The sequence below is a fragment of the Bradyrhizobium sp. 142 genome (assembly GCF_023074015.1).
Lineage (GTDB): Bacteria > Pseudomonadota > Alphaproteobacteria > Rhizobiales > Xanthobacteraceae > Bradyrhizobium.
Map to the genome: position 1 here is coordinate 55,183 of NZ_JADPKQ010000448.1, position 25,472 is coordinate 80,654.

The 25,472-nt window shown below is 62.4% G+C and carries 1 protein-coding gene; it reads left to right on the plus strand.

Features of this window, described 5'->3' with window-relative positions; genetic code table 11:
- The first annotated feature begins 2,195 nt into the window (after positions 1 to 2,195).
- The gene (locus IVA82_RS41210) at positions 2,196 to 25,445 is read left to right on the plus strand and encodes an Ig-like domain-containing protein (protein WP_346659690.1); all 23,250 of its coding nucleotides are present in this window, start codon (positions 2,196 to 2,198) and stop codon (positions 25,443 to 25,445) included.
- Positions 25,446 to 25,472 lie beyond the last annotated feature (27 nt).

Genomic DNA, 25,472 nt, shown 5'->3' on the forward strand with positions numbered 1-25,472 from the left:
CTCTGCTGTTCGAAACGCCGGTGTCGGCAATTGTCAATCCCGGCAGTTCGGCGTTGGCCTATAAATTCTCGGGAACAGCCGGCCAACACATCTCCGTCGAACCGCTTGGCTTTGCGGGCGATCTGGCCTGGCGTGTCCTCGATCCCTCCGGAAAAGACCTCCCGGTCTTTACCTTCGGGAGTTCAGGTGACGTGCCGATACTGCCTTATACCGGCACCTATACCGTGATCTTTTCCGGCTATTCCTATTCGAGCTTGGCTCCCCTTAGTTTCTCTTTCATCGCACACAACGTGGTCGACACCACGACGGCACTGACGCTGGGCGCGCTGACGCAAGGCAATATCGCGCAGGTAGGTCAGCGGGACATCTATACGTTCACGCTGCCGAGCGCCGCGCAGCTGGTGTTCGACGCGCAAACCTATGACCCCAATCTGACCTGGACCATGACCGGGCCGCGCGGCCTCGAAGGATTCGGCAGCAATCAATTCTATGGCGACGGGCTGCTCTCCTCGGTCTTTCCCGCCGGGTCCTATACATTCGTCATCAAACGAACCGACAACCTGACCGGGCACTACGCGTTTCGCTTGATCGATGCGGCGACGGCCCCGCGCGCCGAGAACGGCGTCATCCAGAACGGCACGCTCAGTCCGGGCAACGCGCTTGCGATCTACAAATTCGACGTTCAGGCCGGCGATACCATCTATCTCAACGAGAAGAGCGTAACCGGAGGATCGCCGTACTGGTTCATCTACGACCCGAAGGGTCAGGCGCTGTTTTCCAAGCAGACCGTGACCGATGCCGAGTTGAACGCCGTCGCGCTCGGCGGCACGTATCAGCTGGCGATCCTCGGCGAGCCCGCCGCGACGCTGCCGGTCAGCTATAGCTTCGGCCTCTATGTCTCTCATGTCGCGGCGCCGATCCGGATCACGCCGTCGACCGCGCAACCGGCCCCCGACCTGATCGTCGCGGAGGTGAGCGTCAGTGCTGCTGGCCAGGTCGAATCCGGCGGTACAGTCACCGTGGCCTGGAAGGACACCAACATCGGCGCACTGCCGACCACGGGATCATGGACCGATCGGGTCGTCGTTACCAATTCAGGCGGCGAAATTCTCGTCACCTTGTCCTTGCCGTATGACGCGGCCGTCAGCGGCGCGCTGGCGTCTGGCGCGTCGAAGCAGCGCCAGCTCACGCTCAAGCTTCCCGATGGCGCGCGGTCCGTCGGCACGCTGACATTTACGGTCACCGCCGATACCGGCAACACCGTCGAGGAGCAGAGTTCGGCAGGAACCGCAGAGCAGAACAATTCCAGCAGCATCAAGGTCGTTTCGGCGCTCGCGACCTATCCCGATCTCCAGGTCAATACCCTCGGCGTCGATCCCGGGGCGGGCTGGCAAGCCGGCGATGCTATCACGGTAAGCTGGCACACCTACAACGCGGGGGGCCGTGTGGCGACCGGCAAGTGGACGGAGCAGGTGCGGGTCCACGATCTGTCGAACGACACCATCGTGGTGCTCAAGGATGTCCCATTCGACTCGGCGATCGACGGCACGATCGATCCGTTGCGGTCTGTGTCCCGTCAAACGGTATTGACCTGGCCGACCGGGCTTGCGCCTGCAGGCTCGTACCAATTCGAGGTCGTTACCGATACTGCCAACGACGTGATCGAAGCCAACGCCGGCGATACTGCCGAAACCAACAATTCAGGCGTGTTGGGGATCGTATCGGCTCCAGATTTCACAGTCTACGGCCTGGGTGTTGCGACGTCGAATGTCTCCGCCGGCGATGACGTCACCATCACTTGGACCGAAGGGAACCTGGGCACGATCGCAACGTATGCGGGCTGGTGGAACCACATCGTGCTCATCGGCGCTTACGGCACGGTGCTCGACACCTACGTGTTCTATGATCCGAACGCGCCCGGCAACGCGCCGCTCAAGGCCGACGGTACGCTTGATCGCTCGTTCAGTTTCCGGCTGCCCGACGGCGCGCGGGGAGCCGGCAATATCAGCCTGTACGTGGCGGCCAATGAGTCGCTCAATTACAACCAAAACCTCATCGAGGGCGCTGCTGGCGTCCAGTTCCCGCGGGAGAACAACAGCAGCCAGACGACGTTCTATTCAGCCCCGCGGCCGTATGCCGATTTGGCGCCGACCTTAGCGGCGCCCGCGACCGGCTTTGCGGGTAGCCCGCTTGCCATGAGCTGGACGGTGACCAATGCCGGCCAGTCCGATACCGCGGTCAGCAGCTGGACCGATCAGGTCATTCTCCGGAGCACGACCGGCAATTCACCCGATATCGTGCTTGGCAGCTTCCAGCATACCGGCGCGCTTGCAAGCGGCGGCAGCTATACCCAGAACGTGAACGTGATTTTGCCGGCGCAATTGAGCGGCGACTACAGTATCGGGGTCGTTGTCGACAGCGGCCTTGCCGTACTCGAGCCCGACACGCGTTTCGACAATACCCGTGTTTCGCCCATCACCATCTCGACGGCCGCCGCCGACCTCGCGGTCGATTCGATTTTCGTGCCCGGCGCCGCGCGAACCGGCGACACGGTCGATTTTTCGTGGACCGTGCATAACACCGGCGATGGTCCCACCGACGCTTCGAACTGGACCGATCGCGTCGTGCTGTCGACCGGCACCATGATCGACGACACCAGTATCGTGCTCGCCGACGTGGCGCATGCCGGGGCGCTTCAGGCCGGCAGCTCGTACACGCAGCATCTCTCGATCACGATTCCCAACAGCGTCGTCGGAACGTTCAACGTTTTCGTGATCACGGACAACGGCCGCCAAGTGTTCGAGAACGGCCGCACCGCGAACAATACCGCGAAGGCCACGACCCCGATCAAGATCATCTCCTCGGTTGCGCCGGATCTGACCGTCACCAACGTCACGGCGCCGGCATCGGGCGTTCCCGGCCAGCAGCAAACGGTGACATGGACGGTCAGCAATGCCGGCGGCGGCACCGCACGCGCGATCTGGTCCGACACGATCTATTATGCGCCGGAGAGCGACAGCCTGAAAAATGCCGTCGTTCTCGGCAGCGTCCAGCACCGGTTCGATCTGGCGTATGGCGAGAGCTATACCGAGACGGCCACCATCACCCTGCCGCTGGGGATTGATGGCAGCAGGCGAATCGTGGTGGTCACGGATTCGTCGCATCAGATCTACGAGGCAGGTCAGGAGTCCAACAATTCGGGCGATGCGGCCTTTACGTACCAGCATCCCGACCTGATACCGAGCGCCGTTTCGCTGCTGAACAGCAATCTCAATTCCGGCGACGCGGCGGTGCTGTCGTGGACGGTGAACAACACTGGCTCCGGCCCAGCGCTCGGCAGCTGGGTCGATTCGGTTTATCTGTCGCGCGACGATGCGCTCGGGCAGGACGACATCAAGCTGGCATCGTTCGCGCATGACGGCCCGCTGGCCGCCGGCGCGAGCTATAGTTTGCAGAAAAGCGTCGCACTGCCGCTCGGGGCCGCAGGCAGCTACAAGCTTCTCGTCGTCGCCGACCAGGCTACAGCCGTCGCCGAGCTCGGCGACGGCGAACTCAACAATCTGGCCTCGACGGACGTGCAAGTTTCGCTGTCGCCCTACGCCGACCTCGCGGTCAGCGGCGTGACGGCGCCGTCACGTGCTATCGATAATCCGGCTTCGATCAACGTGACCTGGACCGTCACCAACAACGGCACCGGAGTCGGACGCACCGGCACCTGGACCGATGCGGTCATCGCATCGATCGATGATATCGTCGGCGACGGCGACGATATCGTGCTTGGCACCGTGCAGCATTCCGGAGGGCTGCAGGTCGGCCAGAGCTACAGTGTCGATCAGCGCGTGTTCTTCGGCTCGAACTTCAGCGCGCGCGTCCACCTCTTCGTCACCACGGACTATGGCAACGCCGTGTTCGAGAACGGCAACGAGTCCAACAATCTTTCGGAGCTGGACCATCCGCTCGACGTTATGCCGGAGCCTTACGCGGACCTGGTGGTGAGTTCGATCAGCAGCAGCGCGACTGCGGAAAGCGGCAGCAAGCTGAATTTGACCTGGACCGTCACCAACCAGGGCATCGGCATCACCGATACCAATGCGTGGCAGGACAGCGTCACGCTGGTCGATTCGACTGGAAAGGAAACGCTGCTCGCCTTGCCGACGCATTTTGGCGCAGTGGCAAACGGCTCGAGCTACACGACCACGGCCGAGATCACCCTGCCGAACGGCATCTCCGGCATCTACCATATCAAGGTCGTTGCCGCGGACGATCGTGGACCGCAGCCGTTCGAGTTCATCTACAGCAACAACAACACACGGCTGTCGGACGCCATCGATATCGCTCTGGCGCCGTCGCCGAATCTTGTCGTGAGCCAGATCGCTGTTCCGGCGAACGCTGTCGAGTCCGATTATATCGACGTATCCTGGACGGTGACCAACACCGGCAGCGTGGCTGCCGATCGGCGCTGGCAGGACAGCGTCGTCCTGCAGCCGGTTGGGCGGCCGGAGCTCTCCAATATCTCGGTCGGAACATTCGTCTTCGAGGGCAGCCTGGCATCGGGCGCGAACTACACGCGCACCGAGCGTTTCCTGCTGCCGGCGAAGATAGAGGGCCTCTATCGCGCGGCCGTCCTGACCAATTCCGACCGCGGCCTCTACGAGTATGGCGCGGCCGCCCTCGACAATGCGACCGGCGACGACGCTTTGCTGTCGATCTCGCTCAAGCCGCGTCCGGACCTGCAGGTTTCAAGCGCGATCGTGCCCGCCCATGTGCCGGCCGGCGGCACCGCGTCATTGCAATTCACCGTGGTCAACCAGGGCACGGTTCCGGCTACGGGCCACTGGAACGATGCGGTCTATCTGTCGCTCGACGGCACACTGTCATCCGATGACGTGTTGCTGGGGAAATTCGCCAATGGCGCCGCGCTTGACCCCGGCGAGCCTTACACGACGTTGACGCCCGCCGTTAACATTCCGATCCGTTTCCGCGGTGATGCCTATTTCATCGTCGTCACCGATGCCGACAATACGGTGGACGAGCACCCCAACGATAACAACAACACCAGCGCATTCCGCTTTACCGTCGATCCAAAGCCATTCGCGGATCTGGTGACCAGCGCCGTCGTCGCGCCCACCCAGGCCGTTGCCGGTTCGCAGGTCGAGATCCGCTACACCGTCACCAACAGGGGGTCGGCGACCACCAACACCGAGACCTGGCACGATACGATCTGGCTGACGCGGGACGCAACCCGGCCGGCGCCTGGCTCCGGTGCAATCCTGCTCGGCACCTTCGACCACAACGGCGCGCTCGACATCAATGAGGGTTACGACCGCGTTGTCACGCTGACCCTGCCCGACAACCTCGCGTCGGGGCAATATTACATCACGCCCTGGAGCGACAGCTTCGACGCCGTCCTTGAGGATTCTCTCGCGACCAATATCAACCCCGACGATCCACACGAGATCGACAACAACAATTACAAGGCGCGGCCGATCGGCATCATTGGTGTCGAGGCTGCGCCGGTGAAGTCGGACTATGCCGTCACGTCCGTATCCGCGCCCACCCAGGCGGTGGCCGGCGGTCTCTATACCGCAACCTGGACCGTCGGCAATCTCGGACCCGGAGACACCCCCGGCAGTTGGACCGAAACCGTCTACTTGGCTGACCAGCCGACCTTCGGGTCTAACACCCGCGTCTGGCAGCTCGACTCGATTTCCCATGACAGCGGCCTGGCTGTCGGCCAGGTGCAGACCACCACCAAAACCTACGATCTCGGTCCGTCATCTGGGAGCGGCGCGCGATACTTCCTGGTTGCCGTCAACCATGCCGGGATCGACGCCGTCCCGGCGAATAACATAAAGGCGGTTGCGTCCGAGATCCTGACCCGGCCTTCGGATCTGCGCGTCACCCAGGTGCAGGTCCCACCGCAGAATTTCTCCGGCGAACTGACGACGATCGAATACCAGGTGACCAATTTCGGCGACGCCGTCTGGTCCGGCACGCAGTACTGGACCGACAGCGTCTATTTTTCGCGCAACCCGACCTTCAACCTGCAGGACGTCACGCTGCTTGGGTCGTTCATCCACGGCAATGCCGGCGGATTGGGGAACCGTGCCAGTTATACCGGCTCGGTCCAGGGGCACCTGCCGCCCGGTATCGAGGGCGATTACTTCATCTATGTCATGACCGACTCGGGCCAGTATACCAATCAGGCGGAACGAGAATCCGATTTCGCCTTCTACCCCGATGGTCTCGCTCAATCCCGTGAGCTCTACTCACATTCGGTGTTCGAAGGACTTCCGGATCAGTCGAATCAGAACGCTTCGAATCTGAACAACATTGCTCGCGCCGACCTTCCGGTGACCTATCGCGAGCCGGACCTCCAGGTGACCGCGCTCACCGTGCCACAGCAAGCTCCGCACTCCGGCGACACCATCACCGTCGGCTGGACGGTGTCCAATCTTGGCACCCGCGCGACCCGGCAAGGCGCCTGGGTCGACAACATCTTCCTGTCGCGTGACCCGACGCTCGGGCCGGATGATTTCCTGATCGGCTCGTTCGCTCACACCGGCGCGCTTGGGTTCGGCGCTTCATATGACGAGCAGCGCCAGATGCGCCTGCCGGACGAGATCGATGGCAGTTTCTACGTCATCATCGAAACCGACGCGCAATTCGGCAAGTCATTCCAGACGCCACTGCCGGTTCAGGGCATCGACCGGATCAGTGACCAGGTCGCCGAATTCCAGGGCGAAGGCAACAACGCAAAATCGGCCCCGCTCTCGGTCATCGCGCAGCCGGCGCCCGATCTCGTGGTCACGCAGGTCACCTCGCCGGAGCACGTGACCGTCGGGCAGCCGATCAATTTCAGTTTCACCGTCGCCAATCTCGGCGGTGCGACGCTGCCGACCCAAGGAAATTGGACCGATGCGGTCTACCTGTCGCGCGATCCGCATCTCGACATCCTGAGTGATCGCTATATCGGATCGTTGAGCCATGCCGGCGGGCTGCCGGCCAACGGCAGTTACACGATCAACGGCTCATTGCGGGCGCCGGGCGATTTGACGGGCGCTTATTACCTGTTCGTGGTCAGCGATCCCATGAGCGGAAGCCGCAGCGCGGTCTACGAGAGCGCCAACGAGCGCAACAACGCACTGTCCTCAGCCCAGCCGATCCTGCTGGAATTGCCGCCTCCCTCCGATCTGGTGGTCGATTCGGTCACGGCGCCCGCCGCCGGCAATATCGGCGACCCCGTTCAGATCACATGGACGGTGCGCAACCAGGCTGACAGCCCGGCCCAGGGCACCTGGTCGGATGCCGTCTATCTGTCCACGGACAGCGTCTGGGACGTCAATGATGTTCTGCTCGGCCGGCAATCCTTCTCCGGAACGCTCAACAAGGACGGCACCTACACGCTGTCGTTGACCGCTGCGATACCGCCGGTGAAGGACGGCCAATACCGGCTGATCGTCCGATCGGACATCTTCAAGGACGTCTATGAAGGCCCGCCCAACAGCGCGGAGGAGCGCAACAACGCAACCGCCTCGCTGGGCGCACTGACCGTCTCGGTCGACGAGATTCAACTCGACGTCCCCTTTGCGGCGACGCTCAGCACCGGTGAGTCGCGGGTCTATCGCGTCACCGTGCCGGAGGGCGAGACCCTCAAAGTGCGACTGATCGGCTCAAGCCAGAGCGCCTCCAACGAACTGTTCCTGCGCTATGGCGACGTGCCGTCCGGCTTCCAGTTCGACGCGATCTACCAGGATCAACTGCAAGCCGACCAGATCGCCGTGATTCCGCAGACCAAGGCCGGCGAATATTACATTCTGGTTCGCGGTAATTCCGAGCCGTCGGATCATACCCCGATCACGGTGCTGGCGCAGGTCGCTCCGTTCGCGATCACCAAGGTCGTTTCGGATCAGGGCGGCGACAGCCGTTGGGTAACCCTGGACGTCTACGGCACAAGGTTTGCGCCGAACGCGATCCTCAAGCTGGTGCGGCCGGACATCGCCGAATTCGAGCCGGCCACCTATCAGGTACTCGACTCAACCCATATCAGGGCAACATTCGATTTCACCGGCGCGCCGCACGGGCTTTATGACGTCGTCGTCATCAATCCGGACGGCAACGTCGCCATCGAAGCCTACCGCTATCTGATCGAACGCGCGGTCGAGCCGGACGCAACGATCGGCCTCGGCGGGCCGCGCGTCGTCCTGGCGGGCGACACCAATGACTATTCGATCGCATTCCAGTCGTTATCCAATCTCGATACGCCTTATGTGTATTTCACCTACGGCGCCACCTATCTCGGCACCAACAATGTCATCTACGATCTGCCCTACGTCACCTTCGCGACCAATTTGGGCGGTCAGCCCGATATCTCGAACGGCACCAACATTCCCTGGGCCAGCCTGTCTTCAGCTGTCAATCTCAACGGACGCAATCTTGCGCCTGGCTATCTGTATAATTTGCAGGCCGGCGGCTTCAATGGCTTATCCTTCGATCTGGCGACCTATCCGGGCTTGCGCGCACTCAACGATCGGGCCTGGGAACAGTTCAAGCAGGATGTTTACGCCAACATCCCGGCACTTCAGGGGCAGCTCGAGGATGGTCCGGCATCGCTCGACGCGCTGTCGCCGGGCCTCGCCGACCTCTACGCGTCGGCCGCCGCCGTGCCGAGTGAAAGGGTGGCCAGCACTTTTACACCGTTCAAGTTCAACGTCGTCGCCGCAGCAACGTCGCTGACGCGCGACGAATTCATCGCCAGGCAACGTACCGATGCCGAAGCGCTTCGTCTGAAGGTGCTGGCCGACCCCACGGCCAATCCGGCGCTTCAGGCGCTTGCAGCCGACAAGGATGCCTGGGGCAATGGTTTTCTGGCGGCGCTCGAAGACGCCGGGATACTTCAGCCGTCCGACCAGGCTCCGCCCATTCACAGCCAGCAGCAGGTTCAAAGCCTGGTATCCGTGCTGGCAACCGGGATTCTCTATGGTCCCGCCGGCGCACAGGTCGCGGGCACCGGCGATCTGGTGACCTTCTTCGGCAATATTCGCAGTTGGTACGGCGATACACCGGACGCCATCGCGCCGATTTCGTATTACGACCATCGCGAAGACATAGACCTGGGGCTTTCCCTTGACGTCCCGGTCCCGGCGCTCGCTAGCTATGCGGACTATAATCTCGGTCTGTCGCACCAGACCTATTTCCAGAACGTCAACGTCTATACGGCCTGGGTGCCGTTCGCGCAGCGCGGAGCCGGCCTCGTTATTCCCGACCCGGCTTCATCTTCGGCATCCAGCGCGCTTTCGCCGCTGGATTTCTCGGAGTTGCTGCGCAAGGCCGCCGGCGACGGCCAGCTTGCGGTGATCAGCGGTCCGCAAGGATACGGCGCGACCAATCTGGTGCCGGCGGCCACCGATCTGCCGTATTCGATCTCTTTCGAAAATCCGTCGACATCATCGACGCGGCCCGGCGAAATCCAGATCGTCACCAAACTGGACAGCGATCTCGATCCGCGCAGTTTCCGCCTCGGCGATCTGACGATCGGCGACATTACCGTCCATGTTCCAAGTGACCGCGCGATCTTCCAGGGCGACTTCGACTTTACCAAGAGCAAGGGCTTCATCCTGCGCGTCTCGGCTGGTGTCGATGTCTCGCAATCGCAGGCGACGTGGCTGCTGCAGGCGATTGATCCCACAACCGGCGAGGTGATCCAGGATCCGTCCATCGGCCTGCTGGCGCCGGACAATGCGCAGGGCATCGGTATCGGCAAAGTCGGGTACATCATCCAGCCGAAAGCGGACTTGCCGAGCGGCACGGAAATCGCGGCGCAGGCCCGCGTGGCGTTCAACACCATGGCGCCGCAGGACACCGCGAAAAACATCAGCACCCTCGACGCCTCGGCACCGGTCAGCATGTTGACGGCGCAGCTTGTCGACGGCACGACCGCGACCTATGACGTGCGCTGGAGCGCGCAGGACGAGGCGGGCGGTTCGGGCGTCGCCCACGTCACGGTGTACGTTGCGAGCGATGGCGGCGACTTCAAGATCTGGCAGCGCCAGAGCACGGCGTCGTCGGCGGTCTACCAGGGCGAAGCCGGACACACTTACGAATTCCTGGCGCTGGCGACCGACAATGCCGGCAACCAGGAGAAGCCGACCTTCGGCGTCAAGGCGCCAGGCGACGGCTCCCAGGTCAACCTCGGGTCCACGACGATCGGCGATACCACGCCGCAGGATCTGCAGGATCCGCCCGCGCCGACCCCGTCGAGCAACCCGCTGTTCATCGCCGCCAAGGCCGCGATCCCGGCGGCGCAGCCGCTCGCGCATCTGCCGGAATTCACCACCACGATCGCGCCGTTCGGCGCAGACTCCTTCGCGACGGGTATCGGCACCAGCGAAGCCGGCATCGGCTCGCTTGCCTTTGTCGTGACGCCGGATGGCGGCATCATCGCCAGCGGCGGCGCCAACCGCGGATCGCTGTATCGTTTCGGGCACGATGGGGGCGCCGCGGGTACGCCGCTCATCACCCTCGACGTTCCGATCTTCGATCTCGCCTTCGACCAGAGCGGCCAATTGTGGGCAACGACCGGGGGCGGCGCGCTGCTGCTGCTCGACGCCACCACCGGCGCCATCAAAGCGAGCTTCGGCGACGGCTTGACGCAGGCGCTGGCGATCGATCCCATCAACGGCCAGATCTACGTTTCGTCCGCCGACGGCGTCGAGATCTTCGATCCGGTCAGCCATAGCTTCCGGCATTTCAGCGACACCCGCGTCGACGACCTGGCGTTCTCGCCGACCGGCGAATTGTGGGGCACGAGCTGGCCCGAGCGCGGCGATGTCGTGAGCTTCGACGGGCATGGTCGCGCGCATCGCCAGTTGAGTTTCGACAGCAAGGTCGATTCGATCGCGTTCGGACAAGCCGGCACGCAGCTCGCCGGCATCCTGTTCATTTCGAACAATCTGGACCCCGCGAGCAACGCCGGGTCCAGCCTGATCGCGGTTGATACCGCAACGCTCGACCGGGTCATGATTGCGACCGGCGGAACGCGCGGCGAGACCGTGCAGACCACGGCCGACGGGCGGCTCTTGATCGCGCAGTCTCATCAGATCGATGTGGTGGCGCCCATCACGGCTCCCCATGTCGTCGCGGTCAATCCGCCAGACGGCTCGTCGGTAGCGCTGCCATTTACGAAAATCACCGTGCGCTTCGACCGCGATATGTTGCAGGGGGATCCCGCTGCGTCGGGTTCGGTACTCAACCCTGTCAACTACAGCATCACCTCGAGCTCGGGCGACATCGTACTGCTCAACGGCGTCAGTTACGACGTTGCGAGCCGTACCGCCACGCTGATATTCGATCCGGTGGGGGCAGCGTCCTACACGCTAGTGCTCGATTCACACCTCACGAGCGTTCAAAACGTTCAGCTCGGTGAGCCTTTCACGAGCTCATTCAGCACGATTGCCGACCTGTCGGCACAGCTCGATATCACCTTCACCAACGTGCGCTCGCAGCGCTCCGACGGTTCGATTTCCTACGACGTATCGATCAAGAACATCGGTGCGGACACGATCGTTGCGCCGATCACCCTGCTGGTCGATCCGGCCAGCTTCCTCCAGCAGACGACCGAATTTCATGGCACCCAGACGAGTTCGGGTGTCTGGCTGATTCAGCTTTCCAATCTGGTCGGCGGCGTGCTCCGTCCGGGCGAGACGACGGTGGCGCAGACAGTCTCGGTGCAGAATACGCTGTTCCAGCATCTGCTGATCGGCCACAGCGTCCTCGCGTTGCCAGCGAGTAACACGGCGCCGGTGTTCACCTCCGAGTCGCCCGCGATCATCGATGCCGGCGAGCTCTTCGAGTATCAGGCAACGGCAGAAGACGCCGATGGCAATGCGGTGTCCTTCGTGTTGCTCGACGGGCCGGACGGCATGACGGTGGATCCCCAGACAGGCCTCGTAACCTGGCAGAGTTCAGCGCAGAGTCCCAAAAACGTGTCCGGCACTCTGGCCGTATTCGACAGCCGAGGTGCGGCCTCAGCGCAATCCTTCGACGTGCTTGTGGTCGGCGGCAACAGGGCGCCGGACGTCGACGATCTGCCAGACCAGATATTGACCCCCGAAGGACAGCCTTTTTCGGTCGGCTTGCAGGTGACCGACCTCGATGGCGGACACCTGGTCTATTTTGCCGATCGTCTGCCGCCGGGCGCGCTGCTCGATCCGGTGTCACATCTTCTCACCTGGACTCCGGGCGCGGCCAGCGCTGGCACATATCAGAACGTCGTTCTCGGCGTGTTCGACGGCGTCAATAGGGTAACGCGCAGCTTCGACTTGATCGTGACGCCGGTCGATCAAGCGCCGACGCTCGTTCCAGTATCTGATCGGATCGTACGCGAAGGCGATCCGGTCCGCATCCAGTTGCGAGCGTCGGACCCCGAAAACAGCGACCTCACTTTCTCAAGTCCGCAACTTCCCACAGGCGCGGTTCTTGATCCGAACACTGGTGTTTTCGAATGGACGCCGGAGTACACGGCGGTCGGCAGCTATCACGTGACGTTCATGGTCAGCGACAGCAACAATGTGACGCAGTCGGTGGCGAATTTCACCGTGCTGAACGCCAACGGAGCGCCTGTATTCGACACGCTCGGTCCGTTCCAGTCGTTCGAGAACCAGCCGATTTCGTTCCGGGCTTTCGCGTTCGATCCGGACAATCCGGGCTTCGTGCCGCAAGACCGCATCGGTGGGGTGTTGAACGCATTGGACGGGACGGCTCCGACCGTCTCCTATCAGGTCGAAGGTCTGCCCACCGGTGCGACGTTCGATCCTATTACGGCCGTGTTCGCGTGGACCCCGGGCTATGAACAATCCGGAACCTATGTCGTGCGATTCATTGCAACCGACACCGGTGACGGCCTGGCCCCGGCCACATCCATCGTCGATGTGCCGATCAACATTCTCAATGCCAATCGCGCGCCGGTCATTTCGGCGATCGCCAATCAAACGGTCGGCTGCGGCGGCACCCTGGAGATACCCTTTACGTTCGCCGACGCCGACGCCGACGCTCTGACGCTCGATGTCACGGTGTCGCGCCTGGCATCCGCCGGCAGCGGTGCCGTCGACACCACGCCGGTCGCGCTGGGGGCAACCAGCGCGCTCGCGACCTTCACGATCACGTCGCCGGGACAGGGCCTGATCCGTTTCACGCCCGGCGACGGCGACCGCGGAAATTATCAGGTCACCATCACGGCCAAAGACAGTGGCGGCTCGGGCGGGCCCGGCGATGCGCTCACCACCCGGCTCAGCTTCATCGCGACGGTGGATATTCCGAACGAGCGGCCTGTGTTCGACGTCATCGGCGACAAGGTCGCGGTTTCCGGCCAGCCGCTGAGCTTCATCATCCAGGCCCGCGATCCCGATCAAAATCCACTGACCTTCACCGCCGACGACCTGCCGTCCGGCATGACCATCACCCCGCTCGCGACGTATGGGACCGCGCGCGTCGACTGGTTGCCCACTGGCGGCGATCTCGGAACGCGAACGCTGACCTTCCATGTCAACGACGATGGCAACGCCGGTGTCGCCATCGTGGGCGCCGATACACAGGTCATTCGGATTGTGACGCGCCTGGCCAATCAGGCGCCGGTGCTGCTGCCGGTCGGCGATCAGACCTTGAGTGAGGGCGTGCCCTTTACGCTGGCTCTGGCTACTTCCGACGCGGATGGCGATCCCATCACATACTCGGCGACCAATCTGCCGAACGGTGCGACCTTCGACGCCAAACTTGGCGTGCTGCGCTGGACGCCGAACTTTTTCACGGCAGGAGACTATTCCGGTATCCAGTTTACCGCGTCGGACGGCAACGCGACGAGTTTCGAGACCATCACGCTGCATGTCCTCAACGTCAACCAGGCGCCGCAGATTGTTCCGATGGCGACCCAGAGCGGGCGTGAAGCTGCAGAGATGCACTTCACGTTGCTCGGCGCCGATCCCGACTCCGCCTCGGTGCAGTTCACCGCCCTCTCGCCGTTGCCGTCCGGCGCGATCTTCAATCGGCAGACCGGCGAGTTCAAATGGACGCCGAGTTACGACCAGGCCGGCGAACGGACGATCCGGTTCGGCGTCATCGATCCGGCCGGCGCGTCCAGCGATGTCAGCGTGCACATCAGCATCGCCGATACCGATCGCGCTCCGACCCTCGCGGCGGCGCGTTACCAGGTTCTGCTCGGCCAGCCCTTGAGCTTCTTCCTGGCGGGCGGGGATCCCGATGCGGACAACACGCTGCGCTATTCCGCGACCGGACTGCCCTTGGGAGCGACCCTCAATGCCGTCACCGGCGAGATTCGCTGGACGCCAGACGCCGGCCAGGCGGGAGACTACCTGATCAAGGCGACGGTCTCGGACGGACGCATCAGCGTCCTCGCGCCGATCGTTCTTCGCGCCACGACGGAGCCCGAACTGCCGACCGTCGTCATCGAGCAGACACCGAGTTTTGCGGCCCTGCCGGGGCAGGATGTCCTCGTTCATGTCATCGCGACCGGATTTGCCGACATCGGCTCGATCGTGGTGACCTATCAGGGCCAGGCGTTGACGCTCGATGCGCAAGGCCGGGCGCACGTCTCTGCCGGCGCCCCGGGGGCGACCGATATTATCGCGCGCGCGACCGACACGCAGGGGTACGTCGGCGTCGCAGCTACGACGTTGAAGGTCCGCGATCCCAACGATTTTGTTGCGCCGGCCGTCAGCTTTGCACCCAACCTCGAGCAGATGCGGATCACGCAGGCGACCGATATCATAGGGACCGTGAGCGACACCAATCTCGAACATTGGTCGCTCGAAATTGCCCAGACCGGTTCGGATCGCTTCACGACGATTGCAACCGGTTCAGGCCCGATCGCCAACGCCCGCCTGGCGCTGCTCGATCCGGCGATGCTGGACAATGGGTTCTATACGCTGCGACTCACGGCGGCGGACTTTGCCGGACGCACCGGCAGCGCATTGACGCATATCGAGATCAGCAGCCAGGTCAAAGCCGGGCAACTCGTGTCCCCGCACACCGATCTCACCGCGACGCTGGCTGGCCACACCATCTCGGTCACCCGCGCCTATGACGGTCTGGCGCCCGGTGCGCAGGATACCTTTGGCAACGGCTGGCGTTTGATGGTGCGCGATGTCGACGTGGTGACAAACGTCGAGCAGACTGGCGACGAGGCCACGGGCGTGTTTAACCCGATGCGGGTCGGAACGCGGGTCTATGTGACGCTCCCCACCGGCGAACGGGCAGGGTTCACCTTCGCGCCGGTCGAACATCGCGTCGGCGGATTGGTCTATTACACGCCAAGCTTCACGTCGGATACGGGCGTGAACTGGACACTGCAATCGATCGAGGCAACATTAGCGCGCGTCGGCGATCGGTTCTACGACATCAATACGGGGGCGGCCTACAATCCGCAGGCCTACGACTCCAGCGCGCAGTACGCGTTGACCGCCCCGGACGGCACGGCTTACACCATCGCTGTCGATAGCGGCGTCACGGGGATCACATTCTCCGACGGCGTCCATCTGCTCGTCGCCGACAGCGGTATTTATGCGCCGAACGGCGACGCGATCACCTTTGTTGGCGGCGCGGCTGGTGTGTCGCGTGTGATCGGGCCGGACGGCAGCCCACTTGCCTATCAATACGATGCCGACGGCAACCTCGCGCTGGTGCGCAATGTCATCGCCGGCACTACCGTGCGTTATGGTTACACCGCCAGTGGATTGCTCGATCTCATCGCCGACGGTGGCGCCGGCGCCTTCATCGATCGGGCGGCGGGGACGCAAGCCCCGGTTACGGCCGATCTTGGAATTGCGACCGGCTATCTTGCGCGGGCTTACAGCGGCAGCGTCGCTGCGGGCGGCACCGATCGGATGACATTCACGGTATTGCCGTCCGAACTCTCCTCCACCGCGAACGGCAGCCTTTATCTCGGCATCGTCGTCAACGCGAAGTCGGGAACCGCCACCCCAGCATTGCCGTCGATCGAAGGCGCGACGCTGGTAGCGAGCAATGTACAGGGTTCACAGGCATTCGCGCTCTACAAAATCGGTTCGGCCGGCCTTAAATTGCTGACCGTCAAGAGCGCGACCGCCCAGGGCCTCGGTGCTTACACCCTGAGCATGTTTGTTGCTGGCGACACCAACCGCGACGGAACCGTTGACGGGACCGACGCCACCGCGACATTCGCTGCGATTGAAAAAGCGAGCGGCGATCCCGGATACAATGCCGCGCTCGATGCTAACCGGGACGGCAAGGTCGACACCACTGACGCGGTGCTGCTGTTCCAAAACCTCGGCTACCGCTGGAACGTCGCTCCGGTCGCGTTGACCGCGACTTTGAAGACACACACCGATCTTGAGATGACGGGTTCGCTTGAGAATCTCGTCAGTGATCCCGAGGGCGATCCGACGTATATCCGGGTGACCGGCGCAAGCCACGGCGTTGCCAAACTGAGCAATGATGGGCTTTCGGTCACCTTCACGCCGGAAGCAGGGTTTGCCGGTGCTGCAAGCTTCGCGTACCTGGCTGACGACGGTTATCAGACTTCGGCGCCGGTAACCGTCACGGTCAATGTGTCCGGCGCCGGCCTGCTTCGATTTGACACCACGACCCGCGCACCGCACGTCGGCGTCGGCGAACAGATCCAGATGCAGTGGATCGGCGATTTCGAAGATGAGACCGGTGTCATGTTGCCGGGATCCTATTTCACTAGTCTCACATCGACCGATCCGACGTCTGGCAGCATTGGTCTGAACGGCGTGCTGCTGGGCGCGGGTGCGGGCTATGGCACAATCGTTGCGGCGCGCGGTCATCTGACTTCTGCCACCGCGTTCATGATCGGCGGGCCCGGTCAGGTCAGCAGCGACGATTCACTGCTGCCGTTCTACGGCGTCACGCTGTTCCCCGGGGCCGTCACCATTTCGACTGACGGTGGTCAACGGCAGATTCAGCTCTTCACCAACCCTTACGACCTCTCGACGAATGTAGCCGCAGGATCGAGCGGCGTACGCTACTACGTCAGCGACGGCGATATCATCGGCGTTACCGCCGACGGTCTGGTCTACGCCAAGGCCGCCGGCCAGGCGACGGTTACCGCCGTCTACAGAATGGTCGAAGCGCAAATGCCGGTTACGGTGCGGCCGCCGGTTGTTGGCGCGACATCGGTGGATGCCGCGACCGGGGCCGTTGTTCGCAATGCCGACGGCTATCAGGTGACGGTGGCGCCGGGCGCGCTCGCCGACAACGCGACGGTCACGATTACCACCCGGGATCCCGATCAACTGGACATCCCGCCGTTACCGGTAGCGGACGGCTGGATCATCGGCGGCGCCTTTGAAATTGACACGCAGGACGTCGTGGTCGATCAGCCGATGCAGATCGCGGTGCCGACCACGCTTGCGCCAGGCACCCTGGTCAGGTTCTACAAGCTCGCCGACCTCTCCAACGACGACAACGTCGCCCAGCTCGGTTGGGCGGAGGTCGAAACCGGCATCGTGGGGGCCGACGGAATCGCGCGGTCGACTTCCTATCCGGAGCCCGGCGTAACGAGCGAAGGGACCTATATCGTCGCGGCCAAACAGGGCAACAACTTCCCGAACCTAATACCCGCCGAGACGATTGCGCTGCCGGTGCCGCGTGGCGCTGCCATCCTGCACCCGCCGGTAATCACCAACGCCGAGGTCCGCTTCGCGATACACGGCACCGATACGACGGTCGAACCCTGGCTGGTGATCACGGGCACGGATTTCGCCTACAGGTTCCCAAAGGCGCCGAAGCTTGCAGGCAGCGACCTCAGCTACCTGGCCGTCGTGTTCAATCCAAAGGGCACGCAAATAAATGGAGAGATCCTTGGCAGCGATGCTGGAATTATCCAGCTTCAGGATGGCTCGACCATCGTCAAGCCCGCTTCGCTAGGGCAGGTCGACACGGAATTGTGGGTCAGGGTACCCAACAGTCTGAATTTAGCGCTGGGGTCCTCGACATTCAAAGTCGTGCGCGAGACCTATATCGAAGTTCAATCCAACAAGGCGCATCCGAAATCGCGCTACGCCAAGACGACCAAGACGAGCGCGGCGCATCACAAGCATTGGGAGGCTGTTTCGGTCTACAGCGGCGAGGTGAAAATTACCCCGACGACCAACGATATCTATGTCGCGGTAGAGAATGGTGACTTACCTGGTTCGGCGGAAGGTTTCGGCGATCAACTCGCGGTGCTTCGCCCGGTCCTGCAAAGCAATGGTACCCTGCTGCCCGATTTGATCGCGCGTATTCCGGTCGGTGATATCGGGCAATTCCAGGGCGTGACGTTTGGATCATCGCAAACCCGGAATCCGTATGAAATAGCGATAACGCCGGACGGCAGCCGGGCCTACGTTACGATGAGGAACGGCGCCGGGGTCGCGGTCGTCGATACCTTGACGTGGCAGGAGATCGATGCCGACCCCACCACCGGTAACGTGGCCGACACCATCAAGTTCAAGAACGCGCCGAACGCCGCTCCGTTCGACATCGTCATCAGTCCCGACGGTAACTATGCCTATGTCAGCGAGCAGAACAGCTCGGGCGGCCACGGCACGATCTATGTCATCGACACCGACCCAAGGTCAAAGACCTTCAACAAGCATGTATTGACTCTTCAGGTTAACGACGCCGGGTTTGGCTTACGTGGTCTTGCTATGACGCCGGACGGCGAACAGTTGATCGCCTCGGCGCCGAGCGTGCCCGCATTCGAAGGGTTCAATGAATCAATCACGAAAAACGGGAAGGTCATTATCATCGATCTGCCGAACATCGCCGGAGCGATCGCGACCAAGAAGGTTCCGGTGCTTCAGCAGACGGAGTTTAAGGGCGGCGGCCTGCAGGATCCCGAAGGTGTTCGCGTCATCGCCGGACCGGATGGCCATCTGTATGCGAGCTTCGTCGACGCCACGCAGGATTTCGTCGGTGTCGTCATACTGAGCCGGGCCGCCGACGGTACCTGGAGCGAACTCAACCGTATCGCTCTCTCGCTTGGGGGCGATACCGCCGATTCGTTCGACGTCAACAACGGCGTCGACGTCGTGTTCACGCAGGATCTCGGCTACGGTTTTGTCTACGCACGCAACGACTTCACATCATTCACCGTCAAATCGGTGAATCCCGACCTGTATACCGCGGACCCCGCTGGCAGCAAGATTGGCATCATCCGCGATCCCTTCAAGATCAAGGGGGGAGTGTCGGGCCTGGTAGCTGCGACCCGGAACGTGCCTCTGGGATTTGGCGGCGACGTCGCGCTTTCGGCTGACGGCAAATACCTCTATGGCTCCTATTCTGACGGTTACGTCAAGCCGAACGGCAGCACGCGCGGCGGCGCCGTGTTCGTGTTCGGCGTCCAGGCAATCATCAACGAAGTGGAATCGTGGCTTCAGGCCAACGAACGGCCGGTTCTTGGGGAATGGGCCGTCGACGACCTGCGGTTCCCAGCTCCGTTGTCTAACCACCCGGGTTTTAGCAATATCTATGGAGGTCGCGGCGGCATCAATACGCTGATCGATATCCGCGCGGATTACGAGATCTGGCGCGGGGAGGACGATGCAAAGGTAACCGACAATAGCTACGGCTATCGGCCTTCGAAGCCCGGCGATCCCGGCAGCTTTACCGACGGACTGGTTACCGCCACTTCCAACGAGCATGCCCCGATCGATCTTGGCGGCCTGACCCGCGGCATCGCCGTACAGCGGCGCACGGTGACGGACTTGTCGATCCTCGACAGCAGCGGGGCCAAGGATGACAAGGTGCTGTTTTTTGCACCCGCCACGGTGGACGCGGCCAATCATGTGGTGGACGCCTCGACCCACGTCTTTACGGTCGCCAACAATGGCGCCGGCGACCTCAAGGTCACGATCGTAATTCCCGCCAACCAGTATCTCGTCTTGCTGGGCCAGTGGAACGCGAAGCTCATCATCGAAGGCTTCACCGATGAGGACTACGTGGCGCTGTTGACGCCGGCGGCCTACAACGACGATGCGCGCCACGAATTCCCGGTCACGATTCCTGCCCGATCGAAGATTCAGTTCAAGTTCCAGGCTGTTCTGACGCCGGATTATATCAAGAAGCTGAATATTTCGGATGATCCGTTGCTGTCTGCCGAGATACTGGTCATACCTGCCGGGAGCGCCCCGCTGGTCGTCAAAACCTACTATCTCGCCGATCTTGTCGACACCAATTCGGCTGATGGAGTCCTCTCTCTACCCGATGTTCATGAGGGCGGCACATCATCCATCAAGATTCGGAACGATAATGGAATAGCGGTGTCAGTCACCGAATTGGCTCCAACCGGTGGTCCATCGCCGTTTTCTGTTTCGGAAGTCACGGACCCCAGCGCAACGCGCAACGCGATCAGCTTCACGCGCACCACAAGGCTTCCAACTAGTCGCGCCACCGAAACCGCCGTTCTGCACTTTGCGCTGAACGGCCAGGAAATCGGTACCGCGACCGTGGCGGTGAAGGAGACTCCAGTTCAGACGATTGGTTTCGATTTGTTCGACCTGCGAACCCAAATGACCGACCAGCGCCTTTTATACAAGCAGGCCTCTGATGCTGCTCCGGCGAGTCGCGAGAACATTTTGCCTGGCTACAGCAGGTATGCCACGTTTGCGAAGACGTTCACCTTGACGGCTGACAGCAGGATCCCCGACTCGCAATGGGATCCTTTTGAGGCAAAGGTCAAGGAAGTGATCATGAATATCTACGAGCGCTATCGGGCTATTGGCGCAATCGTGATCGACTTCAGTACTGCAGGCACGGCGGCAGACAAGGCAATTATCACTTCCAATCCCTTTGATCCCTTGCATCCAATTGACCCGGCGAACGCCGAACAGGATTTTTCCGACGCAGACTTCCTTGCCAAGCTCACCATGATCGACCCGATGGACGATGGTAAGATCGTCTTGCGTGATGATCTGACGGCGGCGCAGATGCTGGCGACCTTGCTTCAACTCGTGAATCCGGTACGGGAAAATGACGTCAATTATCTGCTCGGTTCGGAGATACGCGATGCGAAACTGAGCTGGACCCTGAAGGAGTTTGCTCAGGATTTCGGCGGAACCTATTCGCACGAAACCGCCCATAATCTTGGGCTTTTTGACGAATACATTGAGCTGACGCCGAAAAATGGTCAGCGCCGGACTCCAACAATTGCCAGTGGTCCGAAAGGGATCATGGCGAACCTTTTCGCCAAAACGGTTAGCCCTCTTGAGGATTGGTTCTTCCTTGCGGGGCTTGACGAAGCAGGTCGCATGCAACAATTAGTGGAGAAAAACGAAAACTTCGGCAATAACGTAAGATTTATCGCTGAGCAGATCATCACACTCGTCCATAATCGTGCGTCTAATGCCAATCTGCAGACCAATCCCGGATTGCTTCCGGACAAGGTGGTCCCGGAAAATGTCATCTCTACTTCATTTGCGCCACCGTTGCTGGACGCTGATCCGTTTGCCACCGAGAATTTCACCGCCGCCCCGATCGTTCCGTTCGGGCAGAACGGCATCGGCCTGCCGCCGGCATCCTTCACGCTCTCCGAGGATGCGACCGTCGGCGCGCGGCTGACGGCTGACGTGGTCATGCCGGCCGATGCCACGGAATTGCGCTTCGTCATTCCCAGTCTCAATTTCTTCAGCAATGGCGACGGCCCGTCGGACGCGTTCGAATTTGCGATCGTCGGCGCCGACGGCGTGCCGCTCACCAGGATCACGTCGCTGACCGATACCGACGCTGCGCTTAATATCCAGGCCGATGGCACCGTCTCGACCAGCGATCTGGTCCATGTCAGCGGCCTGGATGGCCAGGGCCACGCCGGCCACGGCCCGCTCGTCGTGACGGTGGGCCTCTCGGGGTTCGCGTCCGGTACCCAGATTCGTCTGTATTTCGACCTGATCGGCTTTGGCAATGCGCAGAGCAATGTGTCCATCAACGACGTGCAATTCGTCGAGCCGGGCGCCGAGCAGGGGCCGATCGCAACCGGCGATCGGGCGACGACCGCCGAGGATAGCGTCGTCACCGTTGCGGCCGGGATCGGCCTGCTCAGCAACGACATCAGCCTCAACGAAAGTGCAAGCCTGGTCGTTGCCGCGATCAACGGTTCGGCGGCAGCGGTGGGCACGACCATCACGTTGGCCTCCGGCGCGCTGCTGAAGGTCGAGGCCGATGGCGCCTTCAGCTATGATCCCAACGGCCGCTTCAACAGCCTGGCCGCCGGGGCCACCGCGCTGGACAGCTTCACCTATACGATCGCCGACGCCGGCGGCCTGTTCTCCTCGGCCACCGTCACCTTGACCATCACCGGCGTCAACAATGCGCCGGTCGCCCATGCGCTCGAGGCGCAGACCGACGAAGACACCGTGGTCGGCGGCGCCCTGACGGCGACCGACGCCGAGAACGAGACCCTGAGCTACGCGCTGGTCACGCCGGTGTCGGGCGTCTCGCTGACATCTAACGGCAGCTGGAGCTACGATCCCCGCGGCCTGCACGACGCGCTGGGGCCGGGGCAGACCAATACCGTGACGTTCTCGTTTACCGCCAGTGACGGCCACGTGACATCGGGCGCGGCTCTGGTGACGATCACCATCGCCGGTCTCAACGATGCGCCGCTCGCGAAGGCCGCCGCGGCGCAAAGTGACGAGGATACTGTGGTCGGTGGCACGCTGACCGCGACCGACGCTGAGAATGATACCCTGAGCTACGCGCTGGTCACGCAAGTGCCGGGCGTTTCGCTGCAGTCCAATGGCATCTGGAGGTACGATCCCCGTGGGCTGCACGAAGCGCTGGCGCCGGGGCAGAGCGATACCGTCACCTTCTCGTTCACCGCCAATGACGGTCATGCGACCTCGACGGCGGCGCAGGTCATGATCACCATCACGGGCGTCAACGATGCACCGGTGGCGAAGCCGGTGGAGGCGCAGACCGATGAGGATACGCTGATCAGCGGCACGCTGACCGCAACCGACGCGGAGAACGATACCTTGAGCTACGCGCTGGTCGCGCCGGTGGCGGGCGTTTCGCTGCAGTCCAACGGCACCTGGAGCTACGATCCCCGTGGCCGGCACGATGCGCTGGCGCCGGGGCAGACCGATACCGTCAGCTTCTCGTTCACCGCCAATGACGGTCATCTGACCTCGACGGCGGCGCAGGTCACGATCACGATCACCGGGCTCAACGATCCCCCTGCCATTTCCGGCCCGGCGCGCGCCGAGGTCAAGGAAGGCGATCTCGTGGTCGCTGTCTTCACGACCAGCGATGTGGACGACGGCGCAGCCGTCACGCTGGAGTTGCTCTCGGGTCCGGCCGGGGCGTCGTTCGACCCGAAGACCGGAACCTTCATGTGGCGGGCGCCCGATGGTCCGATGACGGTTTCGGCGCTGATCCGTGCCACCGATGCGCATGGCGGCCAGAGCCAGCGCAGCTTCGATATCGTGGTCGCCGATGTTGCGCCGCAATTGCTGGTGAGCGGCGATGCCACGACGGTGGTGGGCGCCGAATGGACGCTGTCGCTGGGTGCGACCGACCCGGGTGACGATCCGGTGGATCATTGGACGGTTGATTGGGGCGACGGGACGGTCGAGCGCTTCAGCGGCGCAACCAGCCTTGCAAAACACGTTTTCACCGATGCCGGCGATTTCGTGGTGCGGACCCGGCTCACCAACGACGACGGCGAATTCGGCCCGGCGCTGGTCAATGTCACGGCGCGCGCGGCAGCGCTGCCTCCGCTGCAGGTGATCGATTTCGAAGCGTCGGCGACCGGCTTCCATGTCGCGTTCAACCACGCCTTCGTGCCGGGCGACGTCAGCCTCTATGGTGCCGACGCCAGCGGTATCTGGGCCGACGTCAAGTTCACCGATGCGTCCGGGCGGCCCGTCATCGGATCCATCGTGCTCGACCACGACGACAAAGGCTTCTCGTTCATCAAGAGCGGCGGTCTTTTGAGGCCGGATGCGTACAATGTGCGACTGGTCGCCGGCGCCCATGCGTTCCATGACACTCTGGGCGCTCTCGACGGCGATGCGGACGGCCAGGCCGGCGGCGATTATCGCGGCAAGTTTGCAATCCATGACTATGTCAATGTGATCCGCCTTCCGGACATCGTGACACCCCCGGGCAGCGCGCTGCGCGACGCTGCCGGACATGATGGTCTTGCCGTCACCCTGAGCAATCTCGGGGGCGTGCGCCAAATCATCTTCGACGTCGATTACGATCCACTGCTGGTGAGCTTCGACGGCGTACGCTCGGGTGCCGGCCTTCCGTCGGGCGCCACCGTGAAGTTCGAATTTGTCGACGGCGCCGCCGGACGCAGAATCCTGCGCGTGGCCATCGAAAGCCTGACGGCGCTCGAGCGCGGCGATGTCGAACTGGTGAGATTGCTCGGTCACGGCCGGGAAATCTATGCCGGAACCGAGATCATGCGGATCTCCGTTGAAAGCATCAACCGGGAAACCGCCCAGATCGTCGGCGACGACGCCATCCATGTCGTCGCCAATATCAACGATACCGACGGCGACGCCGTGGCGATGACCGCCCGCGATCAGGCGTTGATCAGTCGCTTCCGCAGCAATCTGCAGTCGGGATTCGAAGCTTGGTCTCTGATCGATCCGTTGCTGCTGATTGCCGACGGTCCGGCCCAACCGACCGCGGATACGCCTTCGACGCCGCGAATCATCCAAATACCGGTGCCGGTGGTCTTCTTCGAAGAACTCCAGGTCAGACTGCCGTCGTTGGGCATAAAGTTCGTTCAGGCCAATAGTGGCAGCGGGGCTACGATTGAAATCGCCGCGCCGGGACGCCACCAGATATTCAGTCCTGGTGGCTCGCCGAACGACTTCGACCGCCCGACCGGTTCGCTGGACGCCAATGGGGGATCTGGAAAGATTCGCTTCTGCAAAGTGACCAACATCACCTTCGGTTGGACTTTCACCGTCGATGAAATGCTGCACGCACTCGGCGTCGACCCGGCCATCGACCTGCACATCGAGCCGCCCCAAACCATTCCATCCCGCCCTGCACCGGGCGGCAGCACGCTTGGGATTCCGCCGGAGACACCGTTGACCTCGACACCGGGCAAATCGGGTCAACTCGAGCAGAGCCTGCCTCGGTTTGCGGCATCCGGCGGGGTCATCTCGGTCAAACCGGAAGACAAGGCCGATCGCGCGTCGGACACGGGTCGCGTCGTCATGGACGGCGGTTCAGCCGCGCTCGCCTTCTTCCCGGCGATGGTCGCGGGCAAACGACTGGCGCCCAGAAGCAGCAAAGGCGAGCCGCGACGCGACCGCAAATCCTGGCGGGTTGATTTCGTCAACGGCGCGGACGATGGTCGCGATCCCAATCAGGAGTTTTCGGTGCGCGTCTCCGGTCAAACTCGCGAAATTTTCCGGCCGCCGCCTTCGCTCTAATCTAAACCGGCCCAAGCAAGTGGAAAC

What these genes read in the sequence shown, in the direction of transcription:
- IVA82_RS41210 (WP_346659690.1), top strand. Translation starts at nt 2,196, where the DNA reads ATGAGCTGGACGGTGACCAATGCCGGCCAGTCCGATACCGCGGTCAGC.